This window comes from Actinoplanes sp. 13 (assembly GCF_056134165.1).
Genome location: NZ_JBVYOQ010000002.1, coordinates 186280 through 203146, shown reverse-complemented (window position 1 = coordinate 203146; position 16867 = coordinate 186280). Strand labels below are relative to the sequence as shown.

The following is a 16867-nucleotide window of genomic DNA, read 5'->3' as shown; positions in this document are numbered from 1 at the left end:
CCCGGGCGGGGCGGCCCGGCGCCGCCCCGCCCGCCACGGAAGGAAATCCCCTCATGCACCGCAGAACGTTCCTCGCGGCCGCGGCGGGCGCCGTCGTCGCGCCCGCCGTCACCGGCCTTCCGGCGCAGGCCGCGCCCGGCGGGCCGGACGGCTTCGCCACCGTCGCCGGGTACGGCCTGGCCACCACGACCGGTGGGGCCGGCGGGCCCACCGTCACGGTGACCACGGCAGCCGCCTTCCTCGACCACATCGCGCGGCCCGGGCCGTACGTCATTCAGGTCTCCGGCACCATCACGCTGCCGCGCGGGACCAACGACGGCATGCACCCGGTGTCGTCGAACAAGACGATCGTCGGACTGGGATCGACCGCCGCGCTCGTCGGCGGCGGGCTGAACATCGGCCTGCCGGTCTCCTCGGCGACCAGTCCCCCGGCCGGCGCGGTGCACAACGTGATCATCCGCAACCTGCGGTTCTCCGGCGCCTCGGACGACCTGATCAACGTGCAGATGTTCAGCCACCACATCTGGATCGACCACAACGACTTTTCCGACGGCGACGACGGCGCGGTCGACATCAAGCGTGGCTCCGACCTGGTCACGGTCTCCTGGAACAGGTTCCACGACCACGACAAGACGCTGCTGCTGGGCCACGACGACGACAACGGCGCCCAGGACGCGGGCCGGCTGCGCGTCACCTATCACCACAACTTCTTCGACGGCTCGGACCAGCGCAACCCGCGGGTGCGTTTCGCGCCGATCGTGCACGTCTACAACAACTACTACCTGGACAACAGCTACGGGATCGCGTCGACCAACGACTCCGGCGTGTTCGCCGAGGGCAACTACTTCGTCAGCGTCAACAACCCCGGGCGGGTGGACTTCAGCGGGCCGCTCGGGCGGATGGTGCAGCGCGACAACATCCTCGTCGACTGCAACCACGCCATCGAGACGCGCGGGACCGTGGCCGATCCGCGGACGTTCTACGCGTACACCGCGGACCCGGCCTCGTCCGTGCCCACGATCGTGCCGGCCGGCGCCGGCGTAGGAAAGGTGTGACCAGCATGCGTAAGTTCCTGCCCGCCGGTGTCGCGGCGCTCGTCGCGGCGGCTCTGCTCGGCATCCCCCAGGCCGCCGTCGCGGCGCCGTCGGCCGTCGCGGACGGATTCGCCACCGGCACGACCGGCGGCGCCGCCGGACCGACCGTCACCGTCACCACCGCCGCCGACCTGGCCCGCTACGCCGGGGCGAACACGCCGTACACCATCCTGGTGTCCGGGCGGATCTCGATCAGCAGCATGGTCACCGTGGTCGCCAACAAGAGCATCCTGGGCGTCGGCTCGAACGCCGAACTCACCGGTGGCGGGCTGCAACTGGGTACCACCACCCGGCCCGGCAACAACGTGATCATCCGCAACATCACGTTCACCGACGCCGACGACGACTCGATCAGCGTCACCAACGGCGCCCACCACGTCTGGATCGACCACAACGAGTTCGGGCCCGGCTATGACGGCTCGCTGGACATCAAACGCAGGTCGACGCAGGTCACGGTCTCCTGGAACGTCTTCCGCGGCACCGACAAGACGATGCTGCTGGGGCACTCCGACAACTACCGCGACGACATCGGCTACCTGCGGGTCAGCTACCACCACAACTGGTTCGACGGATCCAACCAGCGGCACCCGCGGGTGCGGTTCGGCGAGCCGGTGCACGTCTACAACAACTACTACGACAACGTCGGTTCCTACGGTGTCGCGTCCACCGAGAACGCCGGCGTGGTGGTGGAGGGCAACTACTTCGAGAACGTGGCCGAGCCGTGCCACTCGACGAGCGGTTACGCCGAGAGCAACCCGGGCCGGCTGGTCCAGCGGCTGAACGCGTTCGTGAACTCGGGCGTGTGTGAGGCCGGCGGCACTGTGGCCGAGCCGCGGACCTACTACTCGTACACGCTGGACCCGGCGTCGTCGGTGCCGTCCCTGGTGACCGCCGGCGCGGGCGTGGGGAGGATCTGATGCGGATCCTCCTCGCAACCGCCCTGGTCGCCTCGAGCCTGTTCGTCGCGGCGCCGGCCGCCGCGGCCCCGTCAGCGCCGGACGGCTTCGCCTCGGTGCCCGCGCTCGGCATGACCACCACCACGGGCGGGGTGGGCGGCCCGACGGTCACCGTCGACACCACCGACGAGCTGCTCGACGCGATCGACACCGTGGGGTCGATGGTCATCCAGGTCTCCGGAACCATCGAGATCACCAGCAAACAGGGGGTCCGGCCGAACAAGACGATCATCGGGATCGGCGCCAACCCGACGATCTCCGGCGGCGGGTTCGACTTCTACCGCTCGTTCAACGTGATCGTCCGGAACCTGACCTTCGTCGACGCCGAGGACGACGCGATCAACGTCGGTCAGCAGTCGCACCACATCTGGATCGACCACAACACCTTCCGCCGGCCGGTGGACGGCTCGATCGACGTGGTCCGTGGGGCGGACTACGTGACGGTCTCCTGGAACCACTTCGCCGGAACCGACAAGAGCATGCTGATCGGCCACTCCGACGGGGCGTCGTCCACCGACATCGGGCATCTGAAGGTGAGCATCCACCACAACTGGTTCGACGGATCCCGGCAGCGGCATCCCCGGGTCCGGTTCGGCGAGCCGGTGCACGTCTACAACAACTGGTTCCGGAGCAACGAGCTCTACGGCGTCGCGTCGACCCAGAACGCCGGCGTCGTGGTGGAGGGCAACAACTTCAGCGCAGTGCCGTTCCCCTGCTTCTCCACCAGCGGGTACGCGGACAGCGGGCCGGGCCGTCTGGTGCAGCGGAGCAACGTGTTCAGCGGGTCGGGACCGTGCGAGGCGGGTGGCTCCGTGGCCGAGCCGCGCACCTACTACTCGTACACCCTCGACCCGGCGGCGAACGTGCCGGCGATCGTGCAGGCCGGGGCGGGCGCGGGGAAGATCTGACCCGAGGTGTTCGGTGCGGCCCGGCGAGTTGTCGCCGGGCCGCATCCGGCGTCAGGCGCTCAGGAACTCGTCGATGCGGGACGGCCAGGTCCGGACGTCGTCGACGGTGGCCGAGATGTGCAGCCGGGCGTTCGGCAGGGTCGCCGCCAGCAGGCGGGCGCTCGACACCGGGTGCACCGGGTCGGTCTCCCAGGCCAGGATCAGCGCCCGATGCGAGACTCCGCGCAGCGCCGCGTCCCCCGGCAGGTCGCTGGCGGCGGCGCCACGCATCACCGAGGGCATCAGCTTCTCCGGCACATCGGCGTCGAACACCCAGGTCGGCACGCCGGCGAAGATCGGCGGCGGCGCGAAGCACCGCACCGCGCGAAGCCAGAACTCCTTGCCCCGCTGCTCGACCACCTCGGCCGCGGCCGCATAGGTGCGGGCTGTGGCGGACCGGCCGTCGCGGACCGTCGGCGGAATCATCAGGACCAGCCGGCGGAACCGGGCGGGCCGCTTCACCGCCGCCCAGAGCAGGCTCGCCGCGCCCATCGACGACCCGGCCCAGTCCACCGGCTCCGGCCCGCCGGCCACGTGGTCCGCGACCGCGAGCAGGTCGTCGGCCAGGGCGGGCCAGGCGTACGACGCCGGGTCCGGCGCGCCGGTGGACGAGCCGTGGGCCCGCTGGTCGTGCCGCACGATCCGCCGCGACCGTGCGAGCCCGGACCAGTCGAGGACCCCGATGGAGTCCTCGACCGCCGGACTGAACCAGAGGCCGTGCGAGTATCCCAGCGGCGGCCCGTCGCCGAACCCATGGATTCCCAGGGTGGCGCCGGGCCGCTCGATGTGCACGACCCGAACTTAGCTCAGGCGCACCTTCAGCTGGGAGGCGCCGGGCTGGACCCCGACCACGGTGCCCGCCGGGTAGCGCAGCGTGTGGTCGCGATCGGTCGAGATGAGCACCAGCCCGAGCCGGTGACCGGCCTTGAACACGTGGTCGGTCGACTGCAGGTCCCACCGGAACGTGTATGCCTTGCCGTCCCGGATCGGCGTGGTCACCGCCGGCGAGAACCGGTTGCGGACGTCGATCCAGCCGCGGGTGACGATCTCGAACGGGGTGGACGCCGTCACGTACTCCCGGCGGTTGAAACAGCCCGGATCTCCCTCGATGCCCGGCCCGATGCAGTCCTGCACCGGCAGCGTCCTGGTCCCGGCGAACCGGTCCGCGGTGCCGTAGTCGACGAGCAACGCGGTCAGGTACGGCGAGTCGCCGGTCAGGTCGGCACGCACCGTCACCTCGGGAGTCCCGGAGAGCCGGACGTCCCTGGTCAGCGTCTCCGAGAGATATGCCAGCCGGTTCGGGTCAGCGGCCGTCTCGTTCGCCGCGAGGTTCTCGGCGGTCCGGGCGGTGTCGTCCACGAACGTCTGCCGCCCGAACGACGGCTTCCCGCCCAGCGTGCCCTCGCCCAGCCTCAGCGTCGTCTGCCGCGACGCCGGGAGCGGCCAGTCGCGCGAGGTCTGCCACTGGTTGGGTGCGACCTCGACGTCGGCGATCGGGTCCTTCATGATCCCCGTGTCGATCTTGTAGAGCCAGAAGTCGAACCACCGGTTCAGCGTGGTCAGCCACTCCTGCCGGCGGATGTTGAACGGGTCGGTGTGGCCGGCCTGGTGCAGCCAGATCTTGCGCGGCACCCGGTTCTTCGCCAGGGCATCCCACCACTGCCCCGCCTGCCCGGTCCGCACGTTGAAGTCGTGCAGCCCGTGCACCAGCAGGACGCTGGCCCGCACTTTGTGCGCGTCGCGCAGATAGTCACGCTCCGCCCAATACCGGCTGTAGTCGCCGGTCTCCCGGTCCTGGTCGCGTTCCAGAGCGGCCATCACATCGGCGCAGACCTCGGGGTTCTCCCGGGTCAGCACCGCCTTGGCCAGCACGTCGGTGTCCTCACCCTGGAAGCCGCCGGGCGCCACCACCCCGCCGTTGGCGCGGTAGTAGTCGTACCAACTGGAGATCGCGGCGATCGGCACGATGGTCTCCAGGCCGCGCACACCGGTGGCGGCGACCGCGTTCGGAAGCGTCCCGTTGTACGACACGCCGATCATGCCGGTCCGCCCGGTGGACCAGCCGGCCCCGATCGGCGCGCCGGCCGCGTCGTAGCCCTTCGCCCGGCCGTTCAGCCAGTCGACGACGGCCTTCATGCCGAGCGTCTCGTTGCGCCCGCCCGAGGTCGGGCAGCCGTCGGACCCGCCGCTGCCCAGGCTGTCGGCGAAGACCACCGCGTAGCCGCGCGGGACGAAATAGTTGTCCAGATAGCCGGCGAAGGTGATGGTCTCCGCCCGGTTGGCGCCGGTCGCGGACCGCAGCGCGCTCGAGCCGTCACGGTCGATGTCGTCGTGGTTGGGGACGTCGTTGAGGCCCGCGTAATACGGGCTGGGCTGGAAGATGACCGGGACCTTGCGGTCGGTGGCCGGCCGGATGATGCGCACGGCGACCCGATCGCGGACGCCGTCGGCGTCGCTGTCGGTCTCGGTCTGGACCCACACCTGCTCGCGGATGGCGGAGGCGTAGTCGTGGATCGGCTGTGTGCCCTGGATCGGCTGAGCGCCCTGGGCCGGCTGGACGCCCTGCGCACCGGAGGGCGTGGCTGTGGCCACAACCGCCCCGGTGAGGGCGACGAGCACGGATAGTGAAGCGGCAAGCATCGGCACACCCTATCGCCGGACGTCGATCGTTTGGGGGCACCGGCCGTTCGTCCGGTGCATCGACCGTGGCGATCGTCTAGGTTCATCGGTGTTCGAACTGGACAGGAGATTCCATAGATGAAGAAGCCATCCCGGCTACGCCTGGTCGCTGCCGCAGCCACGGCCGCGGTCCTGGTGCTCTCCTCGGCGAGCGCCGCCTCCGCCGGAGGCAAGGGCGGCCACGGCAGCCACGGCACCAAGTGCGTCAAGCAGGCCAACGACACCTACGAAGAGCTGCTCAAGTGCGTGACGCTCGACGGCGTGCTGAACCACCTGAAGGCATTCCAGCGGATCGCCGACCGCAACGACGGCGAGTTCTACCCCGGCTCCCGGGCCGCGGGCACCGAGGGCTACGCGAACAGCGTGAAATACGTGGCCGGTCTGCTCCGCAAGGCCGGTTACCGGGTCACCCTCGACGAGTTCGAGTTCAACTTCGTCTTCCCGGCGCTGCTGCAGCAGCTCACGCCGACCAGCGCGAGCTACCCGACCGGCGCCTTCACCAACAGCCCGGCCGGCGACGTGACCGGCCCGGTCATCCCGGTCGACGTGAACCTGACCGGCGACCGCGCCAGCACCAGCGGCTGCGAGGCCACCGACTTCACCGGCCTCGACTTCAGCGGGCCCAGCGACATCGCGCTGATCCAGCGTGGTGGCCCGCCCGACAACTCCTGCACCTTCGTGGTGAAGGCGCAGAACGCCCAGGCGGCCGGCGCCGAGGCCGTCGTCCTGTTCAACCAGGGCAACGACCCGACCCGTGAGGGCCTGATCGTCGGCACCCTCGGCGAGAACCCGACCGTCACCATCCCGGTCGTCGGCGCCAGCTTCGCCAACGGTGTCGCCCTGGCCGCGGCCGGCTCCACCGCCCGCGTGCGGGTGCTCCCCTCCGAGACGCGCACCGACGTCAACGTGATCGCCGAGCTGCCCGGCAAGAACCGGGACAACGTGGTGATGGCCGGCGCCCACCTGGACAGCGTGGGTGACGGCGCGGGCATCAACGACAACGGCTCCGGCTCGGCCGCGATCCTCGAGACCGCGCTGCAGCTGGCCAAGGTCAAGCCGCAGAACACCATCCGGTTCGCCTGGTGGGGCGCGGAGGAGGAGGGCCTGATCGGCTCCGCGGCGTACGTCGCCGAGCTGTCCCAGGCCGAGAAGGACCGCATCGCGCTCTACCTGAACTACGACATGGTGGGCTCGCCGAACTACATCTTCCAGGTGTACGACGCGGACCAGTCGTCGTTCCCGGCGCCGGTCGTGGTGCCGGAGGGCTCGACCGCGATCGAGGACCTCTTCGAGTCGTACTACACCTGGAAGAAGCAGCCGTACGACGACGCCGAGTTCTCCGGCCGCAGCGACTACCAGGCGTTCATCGAGGCCGGCATCCCGTCCGGCGGCCTCTTCACCGGCGCCGAGGTCGTCAAGACCGAGGAGCAGCAGGCCATCTGGGGTGGTGTCGCGGGCGAGTCCTTCGACCCGTGCTACCACCAGGCCTGCGACGACATCGACAACCTGGACCTGAAGGCGCTCGAGATCAACAGCGATCTGATCGCGTTCGCCCAGCTCACCTTCGCCTACTCGACCGAGTCGGTGAACGGCGTGAAGGGCAAGAAGGTCCCCGGCAAGCCGATCCGGCTGCCGGCCCCGGCCGGACCGCAGGGCACCTTCGTCACCGACGGCGGCGACGCCCCGCACCACCCGGAAAGCTGACCGAAAGGCGACGGGTCGCGGGCGTTCTCCCGCGGCCCGTTGCCCCGGCCGCCGGCTTCCGGTTGACGGGGTGTGAAACGCCTCCTCGCGACGGGCCTGCTCCTGCTCCTCGCCACCACGGTCGCCGGCGCGGTCGCCGCCGGCACCGCGGTCCGCACCCACCGCGCCGACCGGCCGGTCTGGATGCCCGCCACCGATCCCCCGCCGGGCGTCACCGTCGCCCGTTACCGCTTCGACGGAACCGGCGACACGGCCTGGGCCGACTCCTCCGGCAAGGGCCACACGCTCAGCCCGGTGCTCGGCAACAACGCCACGCTCAGCCGGGCCCGCCACGACGGCGGCCGGGCCGTCCGCTTCCCGCAACGCTGCCGGCGCAACCCCTGCCCGCGCCTGGTGCTGCGAGCCAGTAGCACGCCCGCTCTCAACCCCGGCTCCCGCAACCTGCGCTACGGCGCCACCGTGCGGCTCGCCCCCAACCTCACCACCAGCGGGCAGAACGTCCTGCAGAAGGGCTACTCCACCGAGGGCAGCCAGTACAAACTGCAGATCGACGGCCGCTCCGGCCACCCCAGCTGCGCCCTCGTCGCCGGGGCCGCCATCCACCTGGCTCTGGCCCGCGTCACCGTCGCCGACGACCGCTGGCACGAGCTGGAATGCCGGCGCGAACGCACCACGCTGACCGTCCTGGTGGACGGCGTGCCGCAGGGCTCGACCCGGATCCCGGCCGGCCTCTCGGTCACCAACGATCGGCCGCTCAGCCTGGGCGGCAAGAGCGCCCACGGCGACAACGACCAGTACCACGGCCTCCTCGACGACGTCTGGATCACCATCGGCTGACTGCCCTTTTGGTACGAACCAAACCGTCCCGTCGGCGACCAGGCGACCTGGCAGCCGCCCCGGGCCGCGCCCACCCCGGGCCGCGCCCACCCACTGTGTGAAGTTGAGGTGCGGATCGAGCCGCAACTTCACACACGGCCGAGCGCGCCCAGCGCCGGGCACACACCGCGTCGCGGGTGGCGCCGACGGGGTCCTTGGGGTTGGGTGAGTGGGCAGCTCAGCCCGGCGGTCGCGGCACGGGGCCGGGTGGCCGGCGACGTCGCGTGGCAGCCACGGGAGTGGGCACAGGTCGTACTCCTAACGGGTCTTCTGCCAGTCCTGACGGGCCGCGGCCGCCGCTGTCAGAGCTTGGAGCAGCGGCAATGCCTTTTCGGCCGCGTCGTGGCCGGCCTGCTGGAACTCGGGGATGCGGGAGAGTTCCCAGAAGGCGTACTCGTCCACCTCGGGCGTGAGGACCAGATCGGCGTCGTCGGCGAGGGTGTCGGCACCGCCCGGCTGCAGGGTGCTGACCGCGACCATGATGTGCAGCAGCGTGCTGGGCGGGCGGCGCGGCAACGGGCCGGAGACGTCGACGGCCACGACGATGTCGGCGCCGAGGCTGCGGGCGAGCGCGGCCGGAACCATGTTGACCAGGCCGCCGTCGACCAGCAGGTGGCCGTCGCGGTCGACCGGCGGGAAGACGCCGGGGATGGCGGCGCTGGCGAGCACGGCGCTGCCGACCGAGCCGTCGCGCATGACTACCTCGCGGCCGGTGGTGAGGTCGCAGGCCACGGCCGCGAACGAGCGTTCGAGCTTGTCGAACGTCAGCCCGCCGAGGGCGTTGTCGAGGAACGCGGCGAGCTTGGCGGTCTCGAAGAGCGCCCGGCGCGTGCGGGCCGGGCGGATCAGCCGTGCCCAGCGCAACGTCTGCGCCAGGCCGGCGATCTCGGCGGGGCTGCGGCCGGCCGCGTAGAGCGCGCCGACCAGGGCGCCGGCGCTGGTCCCGGTGATGATCGCGGGTTGCAGGCCGGCGCGGTCGAGAACGTCGAGGACACCGATGTGCGCGGCGCCCCGCACGGCGCCGCCGCCCAGAGCCAGCCCGATCCGGATGTCAGTCACCCTCACACCCTGCGGTTCCGCGGTGCGCCAGACAAGGGTGAGAAGAATCGGCTTGCGCCGGCCGGTGGCCGGCGGGCAGGAGTGAGACGATACCCGGCGGACAGCCGGAAGGCCGCGGTGGCCCGGCGGCGACCGTGGTGTTCCCGCTGGTCAGCGGACCGGGCCGGCGGCCTGCGGGGGCACGTGCTGGGCCGTCATGACCGGGTAGGCGAACCGGTCGATCGGGCCGACCACGCCGGACTCGACCTCGGTGGGGCCGAGCATCACCCAGCGGACGGTGCGCTGGCTCAGCACCGCGACCATCGACGGTCTGATCTGGGTCAGCCACTGTTCGATCTCGGACAGGCCGGTGGTGGGCGCGGCCACCGCCGCCTCGGCCGGGGTGAGCTGCTGCATGATCGCCGCGTCCACCCGGGTCAGCAGGTCGGAGTCGAGCGCGGTGACCTCGTGCCGCACCACCAGCGCGGGCACGTCGGGCGGCACCGGGCGCAGATAGTCGCCGGTCACCGGGCCGACGTCGATCACCACGGCGCGCGAGCGGCCGGCCGGGGCCACCTGGATCGGCTCGCCGGGTGTCGCGGGGATGAGCAGTTGCGGGCCGATGCCGGAGCGGTGGACGAAGGGTGCCCACTCCTGCGGGCGCAGCGACTGGACGATCACCTGGACGCCGAGCGCCACCAGCCGGAAGACCATCAGCTGGGCCATCGGCAGGCCGCCCACCAGCAGCAGCCGGGTCGGCTCGGGACGCAGCACGCGCAGGGTGACCGGGCGGCTCTCCCGGTCGCGGCCGACCATCAGGCCGTCACCGGCGACGGTGGGCGTCAGATCGGCCAGCGCCGACGCCGGGGCGAGGTGCGGCGCGATCTTGCTGATCGCCGACGGGTACCGGATCACAGGGGGGAACCTCCGTTCGCAACGGCTGCCGTCACAGCAGGAAGCCTCCGAACGGCAGGGTCGCCGCCAGACCGGCCGCCTGCCGGCCGTCCAGCCGCTCCACCTCGCCACCGATGGCACGCATCAGCTCGGCCAGTCGTCTGCCGGCCGCGTCCAGCGTCACCCGGTCGGGGGCGGCGAGCCGGATCACCAGCTCCATGGCGATCTTCCCGCTGTCCCCGGCGTGCACCGGGTCACCGGTCGCCGCGACCGCCACAGTGGCGGTCGTCGGCATGTTGCCGAGCAGCCGGTCGATCGTCCACTGCTGGGTGGGCCAGCGCCTGATCCGGAAGGACGCCTGCACGGCGCGGCCGGTGGTCACCCGGCTCCACGACTCGCGGGCGGCGGTCGCGCCGGTCGCCCCCGGTTCGAGGCGGGCCAGGGCGGCCGCGGCGACCAGCAGCTCCTCCGGGCCGAGCAGGCGGTTGGGCAGCTTGTCCTGGCGCAGCCGGCGACGGGCGCGCTGCACCGCGTTCAGCAGGGCGGGACGCAGGTTCTCGTCGTAACAGGCCTCCGGGGTCCGGCGCACCTGGACAGCGAGCCAGCCCTGCCGCTCGGCGGGCACCTCACCGTCGGTGAGCAGCCGGTACGAGTCGAAGGCGGCGCCGGCTCCGGGCCACGGGGTGACCGCCTCGGCCCGGATCAGCGACTGCACCACCACCGGCGGCAGGTCGGGCTCGCCGACCGGCAGCAGCGACACCAGGTCGGGCAGCCGGCGGGACTCCGCGCCGAACAAGGTGTGGTTGCCGGGCGCCAGCTCGAGCACCGCGGTGATGCCGCTGGGGTGGGCGATCGTCGCGACCGCCTGACCGTCGACCTGCAGCTCGCCGAGCACCATCGACGGCTGCAACTGGCGCAGCAGGGCGAGCCGGGGATCGTCGAGGGCGCCCGCACCGGGCTGCTTGCGGGTGCGCCACGAATATCGCAGGCGCATGCCGAGCCACTGATAGAGCCACACGCCGCGGAACGGCAGGCCGGTCACCACCAGGCAGCCCGCGGCCACCACGGCGGCGGTCGCGGTCACCGCCGGGTGGCGGCCCCACGTCACCAGCACCGCGACGATGGCGACCTGCCAGGACAGCACCTGGGCCAGGCCCAGCCGGCGGCCGCCCGGAGTCTCCGGCCGGGCATATCCGGCCGGATCGCCGGCCGGGCCGTGCGGGCCCGACGAGGACGACGCCGCGCGGGGCGCACCGGTCGCGGCGCCGGCGGCGCCGGCACCCACGCCGGCGGCTGCGACAGCTGCCCGTGCGCCCGCGGCGGCGCGGGCGGCCTGCCGGGCCGCCTCGGCGCCGGCCGTGTTCGCCGCGGCGCCGGCGTAGGCCCGCTGCTGCTCGACGCGAGGCGCGTACTGCGTGGGGACCTGGGCTCGGGCGTCCGGCCGGCGGACCGCCTGGCCCTGCTGGTCGGCCTGCGGCACCGGAACCCGGGCGGAGCCGCGCGCGGCCGCCTGCTGCCGCTGCCACTCGGGCTCGGGCGCCTGCGGGGCGGTCATGCGGTGCCTTCCATGGGCATGCCTTTCCGGCCCTCGTCCACACGGTCCCGCACAGCGGCGCCGCTGGTTCCGGGCAGCACGCGGCGCGAAACCGGAGACGTGAAGCTCATGTCAGCGCGCCTGAATCGCGGCCAGCACGTCCGGCACCGCGATCGTCCGTAGATCCTCCATGCTCGGCATCCGGCCCAGCGCCCGCAGCCGCTGCGCCTGGAACTTGCGGACGCCCTCGAACAGGGTCCGGGCCTCGCGGGCGTTACCGAAGTTGGGACCGCGGTCGACGGTGGTGAAGTGCTGCACCAGCACGCCGCGCACCTCGGGCGACAACATGTACGAGTCGGCCTCGGCGATCCGGACGGTGATCTCGCCCAGCTCCTCCGCGGAGTAGCTGTTGAACTCGATGGTCCGGGTGAACCGGGACGCCAGACCGGCGTTGGCGGCCAGGAAGTCCTGCATGTCGGCGGTGTAGCCGGCGGCGATCACGGCCACCTCGTCGCGGTGGTCCTCCATCAGCTTGACCAGCATGTCGATGGACTCCTGGCCGAAGTCCGCGCCGGCGCCGGCGGAGCGGGACAGGGTGTACGCCTCGTCGATGAAGAGCACGCCGCCGAGCGCCTCGTTGAAGACGCCCGCGGTCTTCTCAGCGGTGTGACCGATGTACTGCCCGACGAGGTCGCGGCGCGACACCTCCTTGAGGGTGTCCTTCGGCAGCACGCCGAGCGCGAACAGCAGCTTGCCGTAGAGACGGGCGACGGTGGTCTTACCTGTACCCGGGGCGCCGGCGAAGATCAGGTGGCGGCTGACGCTGGAGCTGCCCAGACCGGCGAGCCGGCGCCACTCGCTGACCTGCATCTCGTCGATCAGGCTGCGCACCTCGGCCTTCACCTCGGCCAGGCCGATCAGACTGTCCATCTCGGCGAGGAGCTGCTCGACCTGCTCCGCGCCACCACCACTGCTGTCGGCGCCGACACCGACGCGGGCGGTCACCGGGGCCTCGATGATCTCCAGAGTGGCCTCCGGATCGATCGACATGCCGGCCGAGTCGACCTTGCAGCCGTCGAGCACGCCGCCGCAGCCGGGGCCGGCCGAGATGCCGAAGTCGTCGGTGTCGCGGACGGCCGTGCCGCGGATCGTCGGGCTGCTGCCGTGCGCGATCGCGATGCCGATCCCGCGGGTGCCGATCACCTCGCAGTTGGCGATGGTGGGCTTGCCGTACTGGTAGATGTAGATGCCGCGGTTGCCGCAGTTGCGCACCGTGGTGTCGGTGATCTCCGGGTCGGCGCCGAGGCTGACGATGATGCCGTCGCCGCCGATCTCCTCGATGGTGCAGCCCTTGACGGTGCCGGAGCAGCCCTCCAGGGACAGTCCGTACTGCGAGCCGGTGATCTTCGTGGCGTCGAGCGCCAGCCGGGCGCCCTGGGCGACCTGGACGGCCACCCCGTACTGAGCGGACAGCTCGCAGTCGGTCACCCGGATCTCGCCACCGTCCACCGCGATGGCTGCGCCGTAGCCCCCGCGCACGGTCACGTCGGCGAGCGACACCGTGCCGGACTCGACCCGCAGCACCGGCTCGGAAGAGTCGGAGCTGAGCACGACGGTGCCCGGGCCGTCAGCGGCCGACAGGGTCACGTCGCGACCACGGAGGACGAGCGCCTCCCGGTATTCCCCGGGGGCGAGCGAGATGGTCCCGCCGTCGGCGGTGACCTCGAGTGCCTCACGAACGGTCGGGACGGCACCCGGGCGGTCGGACGAGACGATAACGGTGCGTGCCATGGCTCCGGGAGGGGGTCGAGGAATCGTCAGGCGACACTACAACAGGGCCGCCTCTGGCCTTGGTGCGAGCCGTCAGACTACTCGCCCCGGGGCCTTCCCCGCCGTCCCCCGCGGGGCCGCCGCCGCCCGCGGTCCGCCTTCGTCATCCCCGCTTCACCACTGTGGAGGTCGGAGGGTCCCCAGGGCTTTGCGGTGTCCGGTAAGTTCGATGCCTGAAGGTAGAAGACCATCACTCCGGCCGGTTGCCGCGGCGCCGAGCCGGAGACCGACCGAAACGGGTGGATGACCTTGGCTGACAAAGTCAATGCGGTAACTGATCAGCTGCTGGCGGCAGCGAAGGACGCGGACCAGACCGCGGAGAACATCACCGCGAGCCTCGCCCGGCTGATGGGCCAGCTCGACGAGCTGCCGGCCGGCTTCAAGGGCTCGGCGGCCACCGCGTTCGAGCAGACCAGGGTCGCCATGCAGCAGAAGCTCACCAACATCACCGATGCGCTGCACAGCGTCTCCAACGGCATCACGAGCTCGAGCCACCAGTTCGCCCACGCGGACGAAGAGGCCGAGCGCGAGGTCTCGAGCATCCTGTCCGCCCTCGGCGGCTCCTGACCGAGCCCCACCACCGGCACTGACCGCAGAGCACAAGGAGACAAGAATGAGCGACGGCTACGGCGGCATTACCTATACCTACGGCTCGATCGAGAACGCCGCGGGCAACATCAACTCGTTCGTCAGCTTCATGAACTCGGAGCTGGCCGACATCGAGAGCAAGCTGCGCCCGCTGGAGACCGACTGGACCGCCGACTCGCAGCAGGCGTACCTGGCGCAGAAGACCAAGTGGCAGGAGAACGCGAAGGAGATCGTGCAGTTGCTGGAGCGGCTCAAGGGAGCGCTCAGCTCCGCCGGCTCGCGCATGCAGGAGGCCGACTCGGCCGCCGCCAAGATGTTCCCGGGCTGATCGGCGGACCTCGGTCGCACATCGACATCGCCGCCGCCGAGCGGCGATCGTCGTCTCGGGGCCCGTGGCATGTCGTCTTCACGACAGGCCGCGGGCCCGACGTGTTTTCGCGCCTCCCGCGATTTCCGCGCGCTGTGCGGATTTTGCGCATGCTGAGCAAGGCCGCGCGCCGTGCTGTGACCAGGGCTGTGCCGCGGTCAGGGGTGGGACGTCAGTCGTCGTCCAGGTCGTCGAAGAGGCGGCGATTGCCCTCAGCCTGGGTGCGCGGCGCCGGAGCCGGGGCACGACCCGGTCGCCAGGCCCGGCGACGACCGCGGGGCATCGCGATGCCGGCCATCCCGGCGGCGGCCGCCACGGCGAGCACCACCAGCGCCGTGATCAGCGCCCAGCGCACCTGAGCTGCCCGGACCGGGTCGGTCTCCGGCGGCACATAAGCGCTCAGTGCCTGCGGTTTGCCGGGCTTCTCCTCGACCGGGCGCTCCACGACCGCGCGGACCGGCTGGACGACGCCGAAGCCGTACCCCGTGCCGTTGGCCGGAACCCGGACCGGCGCGCCACCCAGGCTGGGGTCCGCCGTGGCGAACAGGCGCCTCGCGACCTGGTCGGCCGGCAGGTCCGGCTCCCGGGACAGAACCAGCGCCGCAGCGGCGCTGACGAACGGCGCGGCGAAACTGGTGCCGGTGTACCTCGCGTACCCCGAGGCGCGCGCCGCGGCGATCACCTGGTCACCGGGCGCCACCAGGTCCACCCAGGGCCCGACCGGCGACACCCCGGCCTTCGCGCCGCTCTGGTCCACCGCGCCGACCCCGATCACGCCCGGGTAGGCCGCCGGGTACGGCGTGCGGCCCGGCGGAGCCTTCGGGTCGATGTTGCCGACCGCGGCCACGACCACCACACCGGCGTCGACGGCCTCCTTGATCGCGCTCTCCACGACCTGCACGTCGTCGTACAGCACCAGCGAGATGTTGATCACCTTGGCCCGGGCCCGGACGGCGAAGCGGATCCCCTCCGCGAATCCGGCCGCGGTGCCCGGCTCGCCCAGCCCCTCCTCGGCGCCCTTCTCGCTGACGACCACCGGCACGATCTTCACCTGGGGCGCGTAGCCGCGGAAGGCCACGCCCTCCTCACCGCCGCCGGCGATGATGCTGGCCACCGCGGTGCCGTGCCCGATGCAGTCGAAGTCGCCCGCGCCGCCACCGGGAAACAGCAGGTCCCGCCCCGGGCGGACCCGGCCGGCGAGCTGCGGGTGCCGGCTGTCCACCCCGGAGTCGATCACGGCGACGGTCACGCCCTCACCGCTCGCGAGCGGCGCCACCTGCCGCGGGTCCAGGCTGCTCTGGTGCCAGGGCAGGTCGGCGATCCGCTCGCCGGGGTCGGCGCAGTCCCGGTTCGCCGGCGGCCGCAGGGCGGCAGGGACTCCCTCCGGTGTCGCGGATGCGACGCCCGGGACGAGCGCGCCGCCGAGAGCCGTCACCAACGACACGGCGGACAGCCGTCGGAGCAGCGAGATCCCGCGCCGCACATCGCCTCCCTCTGCCGTACCGGTCGCCGCGATGGTAGTACTGTCGGGCGCCTCGCCGCGGGGCGGGACATCGTCGCGTGCCGACATTGACTATCGTCGGATGGCGATACGCGTACGCGCGTCTCGACGGGGAGCCGAGGTAACGGGGGAGACATGGATCCGGTCGCAGAATCCCGGCAGCGTCTCGAGTCGTTGATGGAGGACGCCCACAAGCTGCTGGGCAACGCCGCCGAGATGAAACGCAAGCTCGAGGAGCTCAACGTCAGCACGAAGTCGGAAGACGGCTTCGTGGTGACCACTGTCGACGCCCGGGGCCGCCTGGTGCAGCTCGACCTCGACCCGCGGATCTACCGCTCCCCCAACGCCGGCGCGCTGGCCCGCCAGATCATCGAGGCCTATCAGCGCGCGGTCGACAAGGTCGAGCAGGATTCTCGTACAATCCTCGAGAAGTACCTGCCGCGTGAGTTCGACGTCGACCGGTTCACCAACATCGACCTCGACAAGTACGCCGCCCGCCGCGACATCACCGACTTCTAGGGGGTCGCCATGAGCAACAACCTTTGGTACGACCCTCGCGGAGTGGTCGCCGGCACCGCCGACATCAAGGCCAGCGGCACGGAGCTGGCCGCCAAGTTCACCGAGCTCGCCAACGCCGCCGCCCGGATCAACGACCTGGTCGCGGCGAAGCCGGCCGGCACCGACGACACCGGCACGGAGTTCGACGCCGCCCACCAGAAGCTGATGGCCGGCTTCATCGAGCAGGGCAAGCAGGTCGGTGATCTGGTCAAGGACCTCGGTGTCGACGCGGAGACCGCGATGGCGATGTTCACCAAGACCGACGTCGAGAGCGCCGACGACCTGAAGCTGGACTGAGGCC

General features: G+C 71.5%; 16 protein-coding genes. 9 read left to right on the top strand and 7 right to left on the bottom strand.

Translation table 11 applies throughout. The features are described 5' to 3' along the window. The first annotated feature begins 53 nt into the window (after window positions 1-53). The 3 genes from AC0NH5_RS05530 to AC0NH5_RS05520 are packed head-to-tail and all read left to right on the top strand — an operon-like array spanning window position 54 to window position 2958. Window positions 54-1055, top strand: coding sequence for a pectate lyase family protein (locus AC0NH5_RS05530; protein ID WP_474400645.1), 1002 nt, complete (start codon window positions 54-56; stop codon window positions 1053-1055). Between the two features lie 5 nt (window positions 1056-1060). Beyond that, the gene (locus tag AC0NH5_RS05525; RefSeq protein ID WP_474400643.1) at window positions 1061-2011 is read left to right on the top strand and encodes a pectate lyase family protein; all 951 of its coding nucleotides are present in this window, start codon (window positions 1061-1063) and stop codon (window positions 2009-2011) included. Beyond that, the gene (locus tag AC0NH5_RS05520; RefSeq protein WP_474400641.1) at window positions 2011-2958 is read left to right on the top strand and encodes a pectate lyase family protein; all 948 of its coding nucleotides are present in this window, start codon (window positions 2011-2013) and stop codon (window positions 2956-2958) included. Before AC0NH5_RS05525 ends, AC0NH5_RS05520 begins: the two co-directional genes overlap by 1 nt. A 51-nt stretch (window positions 2959-3009) precedes the next feature. On the opposite strand, the gene AC0NH5_RS05515 is transcribed toward AC0NH5_RS05520, so the two are convergent. Beyond that, window positions 3010-3789, bottom strand: coding sequence for an alpha/beta fold hydrolase (locus AC0NH5_RS05515; protein ID WP_474400639.1), 780 nt, complete (start codon window positions 3787-3789; stop codon window positions 3010-3012). A gap of 9 nt (window positions 3790-3798) precedes the next feature. Continuing rightward, a complete protein-coding gene (locus AC0NH5_RS05510; RefSeq protein ID WP_474400638.1) occupies window positions 3799-5637 on the bottom strand; it encodes a Xaa-Pro dipeptidyl-peptidase in 1839 nt (612 codons plus the stop codon). Window positions 5638-5754: 117 nt separating this feature from the next. On the opposite strand from AC0NH5_RS05510, the gene AC0NH5_RS05505 reads away from it, so the two are divergent. Both AC0NH5_RS05505 and AC0NH5_RS05500 read left to right on the top strand, forming a co-directional pair. Then, a complete protein-coding gene (locus AC0NH5_RS05505; RefSeq protein WP_474400636.1) occupies window positions 5755-7380 on the top strand; it encodes a M28 family metallopeptidase in 1626 nt (541 codons plus the stop codon). 72 nt (window positions 7381-7452) lie between these two features. Continuing rightward, window positions 7453-8217: a LamG-like jellyroll fold domain-containing protein gene (locus tag AC0NH5_RS05500; protein WP_474400635.1), complete on the top strand. Its 765-nt coding sequence runs from the start codon at window positions 7453-7455 to the stop codon at window positions 8215-8217. 297 nt (window positions 8218-8514) lie between these two features. Here AC0NH5_RS05500 and AC0NH5_RS05495 read toward each other — a convergent pair whose 3' ends face one another. From AC0NH5_RS05495 to AC0NH5_RS05480, 4 genes are all read right to left on the bottom strand, one after another. Further along, window positions 8515-9315 carry a patatin-like phospholipase family protein gene (locus AC0NH5_RS05495; RefSeq protein WP_474400634.1) on the bottom strand — a complete coding sequence of 267 codons (801 nt, stop codon included), beginning with the start codon at window positions 9313-9315 and terminating at the stop codon, window positions 8515-8517. Between the two features lie 150 nt (window positions 9316-9465). Further along, window positions 9466-10209, bottom strand: coding sequence for a hypothetical protein (locus tag AC0NH5_RS05490; protein ID WP_474400632.1), 744 nt, complete (start codon window positions 10207-10209; stop codon window positions 9466-9468). Between the two features lie 31 nt (window positions 10210-10240). Continuing rightward, window positions 10241-11743 (bottom strand): type VII secretion protein EccE, encoded by a 1503-nt coding sequence (gene eccE, locus AC0NH5_RS05485; protein WP_474400630.1) that lies wholly within the window; start codon window positions 11741-11743, stop codon window positions 10241-10243. A 111-nt stretch (window positions 11744-11854) separates the two neighbouring features. Then, complete coding sequence (locus AC0NH5_RS05480) at window positions 11855-13513, bottom strand: right-handed parallel beta-helix repeat-containing protein (RefSeq protein ID WP_474400628.1); 1659 nt, start codon at window positions 13511-13513, stop codon at window positions 11855-11857. Between the two features lie 288 nt (window positions 13514-13801). On the opposite strand from AC0NH5_RS05480, the gene AC0NH5_RS05475 reads away from it, so the two are divergent. Together AC0NH5_RS05475 and AC0NH5_RS05470 are read left to right on the top strand one after the other, a co-directional pair. Beyond that, window positions 13802-14119, top strand: a complete 318-nt coding sequence (locus AC0NH5_RS05475) for a WXG100 family type VII secretion target (protein ID WP_474400626.1) — start codon at window positions 13802-13804, stop codon at window positions 14117-14119. 46 nt (window positions 14120-14165) lie between these two features. Continuing rightward, window positions 14166-14468, top strand: coding sequence for a WXG100 family type VII secretion target (locus AC0NH5_RS05470; protein ID WP_474400625.1), 303 nt, complete (start codon window positions 14166-14168; stop codon window positions 14466-14468). 211 nt (window positions 14469-14679) lie between these two features. Here AC0NH5_RS05470 and AC0NH5_RS05465 read toward each other — a convergent pair whose 3' ends face one another. Continuing rightward, the gene (locus AC0NH5_RS05465) at window positions 14680-15990 is read right to left on the bottom strand and encodes a S8 family serine peptidase (RefSeq protein WP_474400623.1); all 1311 of its coding nucleotides are present in this window, start codon (window positions 15988-15990) and stop codon (window positions 14680-14682) included. Between the two features lie 153 nt (window positions 15991-16143). On the opposite strand from AC0NH5_RS05465, the gene AC0NH5_RS05460 reads away from it, so the two are divergent. Continuing rightward, on the top strand, window positions 16144-16527 hold the full coding sequence (locus tag AC0NH5_RS05460) for a YbaB/EbfC family nucleoid-associated protein (RefSeq protein ID WP_474400621.1): 384 nt from the start codon (window positions 16144-16146) through the stop codon (window positions 16525-16527). Between the two features lie 9 nt (window positions 16528-16536). After that, window positions 16537-16863 (top strand): hypothetical protein, encoded by a 327-nt coding sequence (locus AC0NH5_RS05455; RefSeq protein WP_474400619.1) that lies wholly within the window; start codon window positions 16537-16539, stop codon window positions 16861-16863. Window positions 16864-16867: the final 4 nt, after the last annotated feature.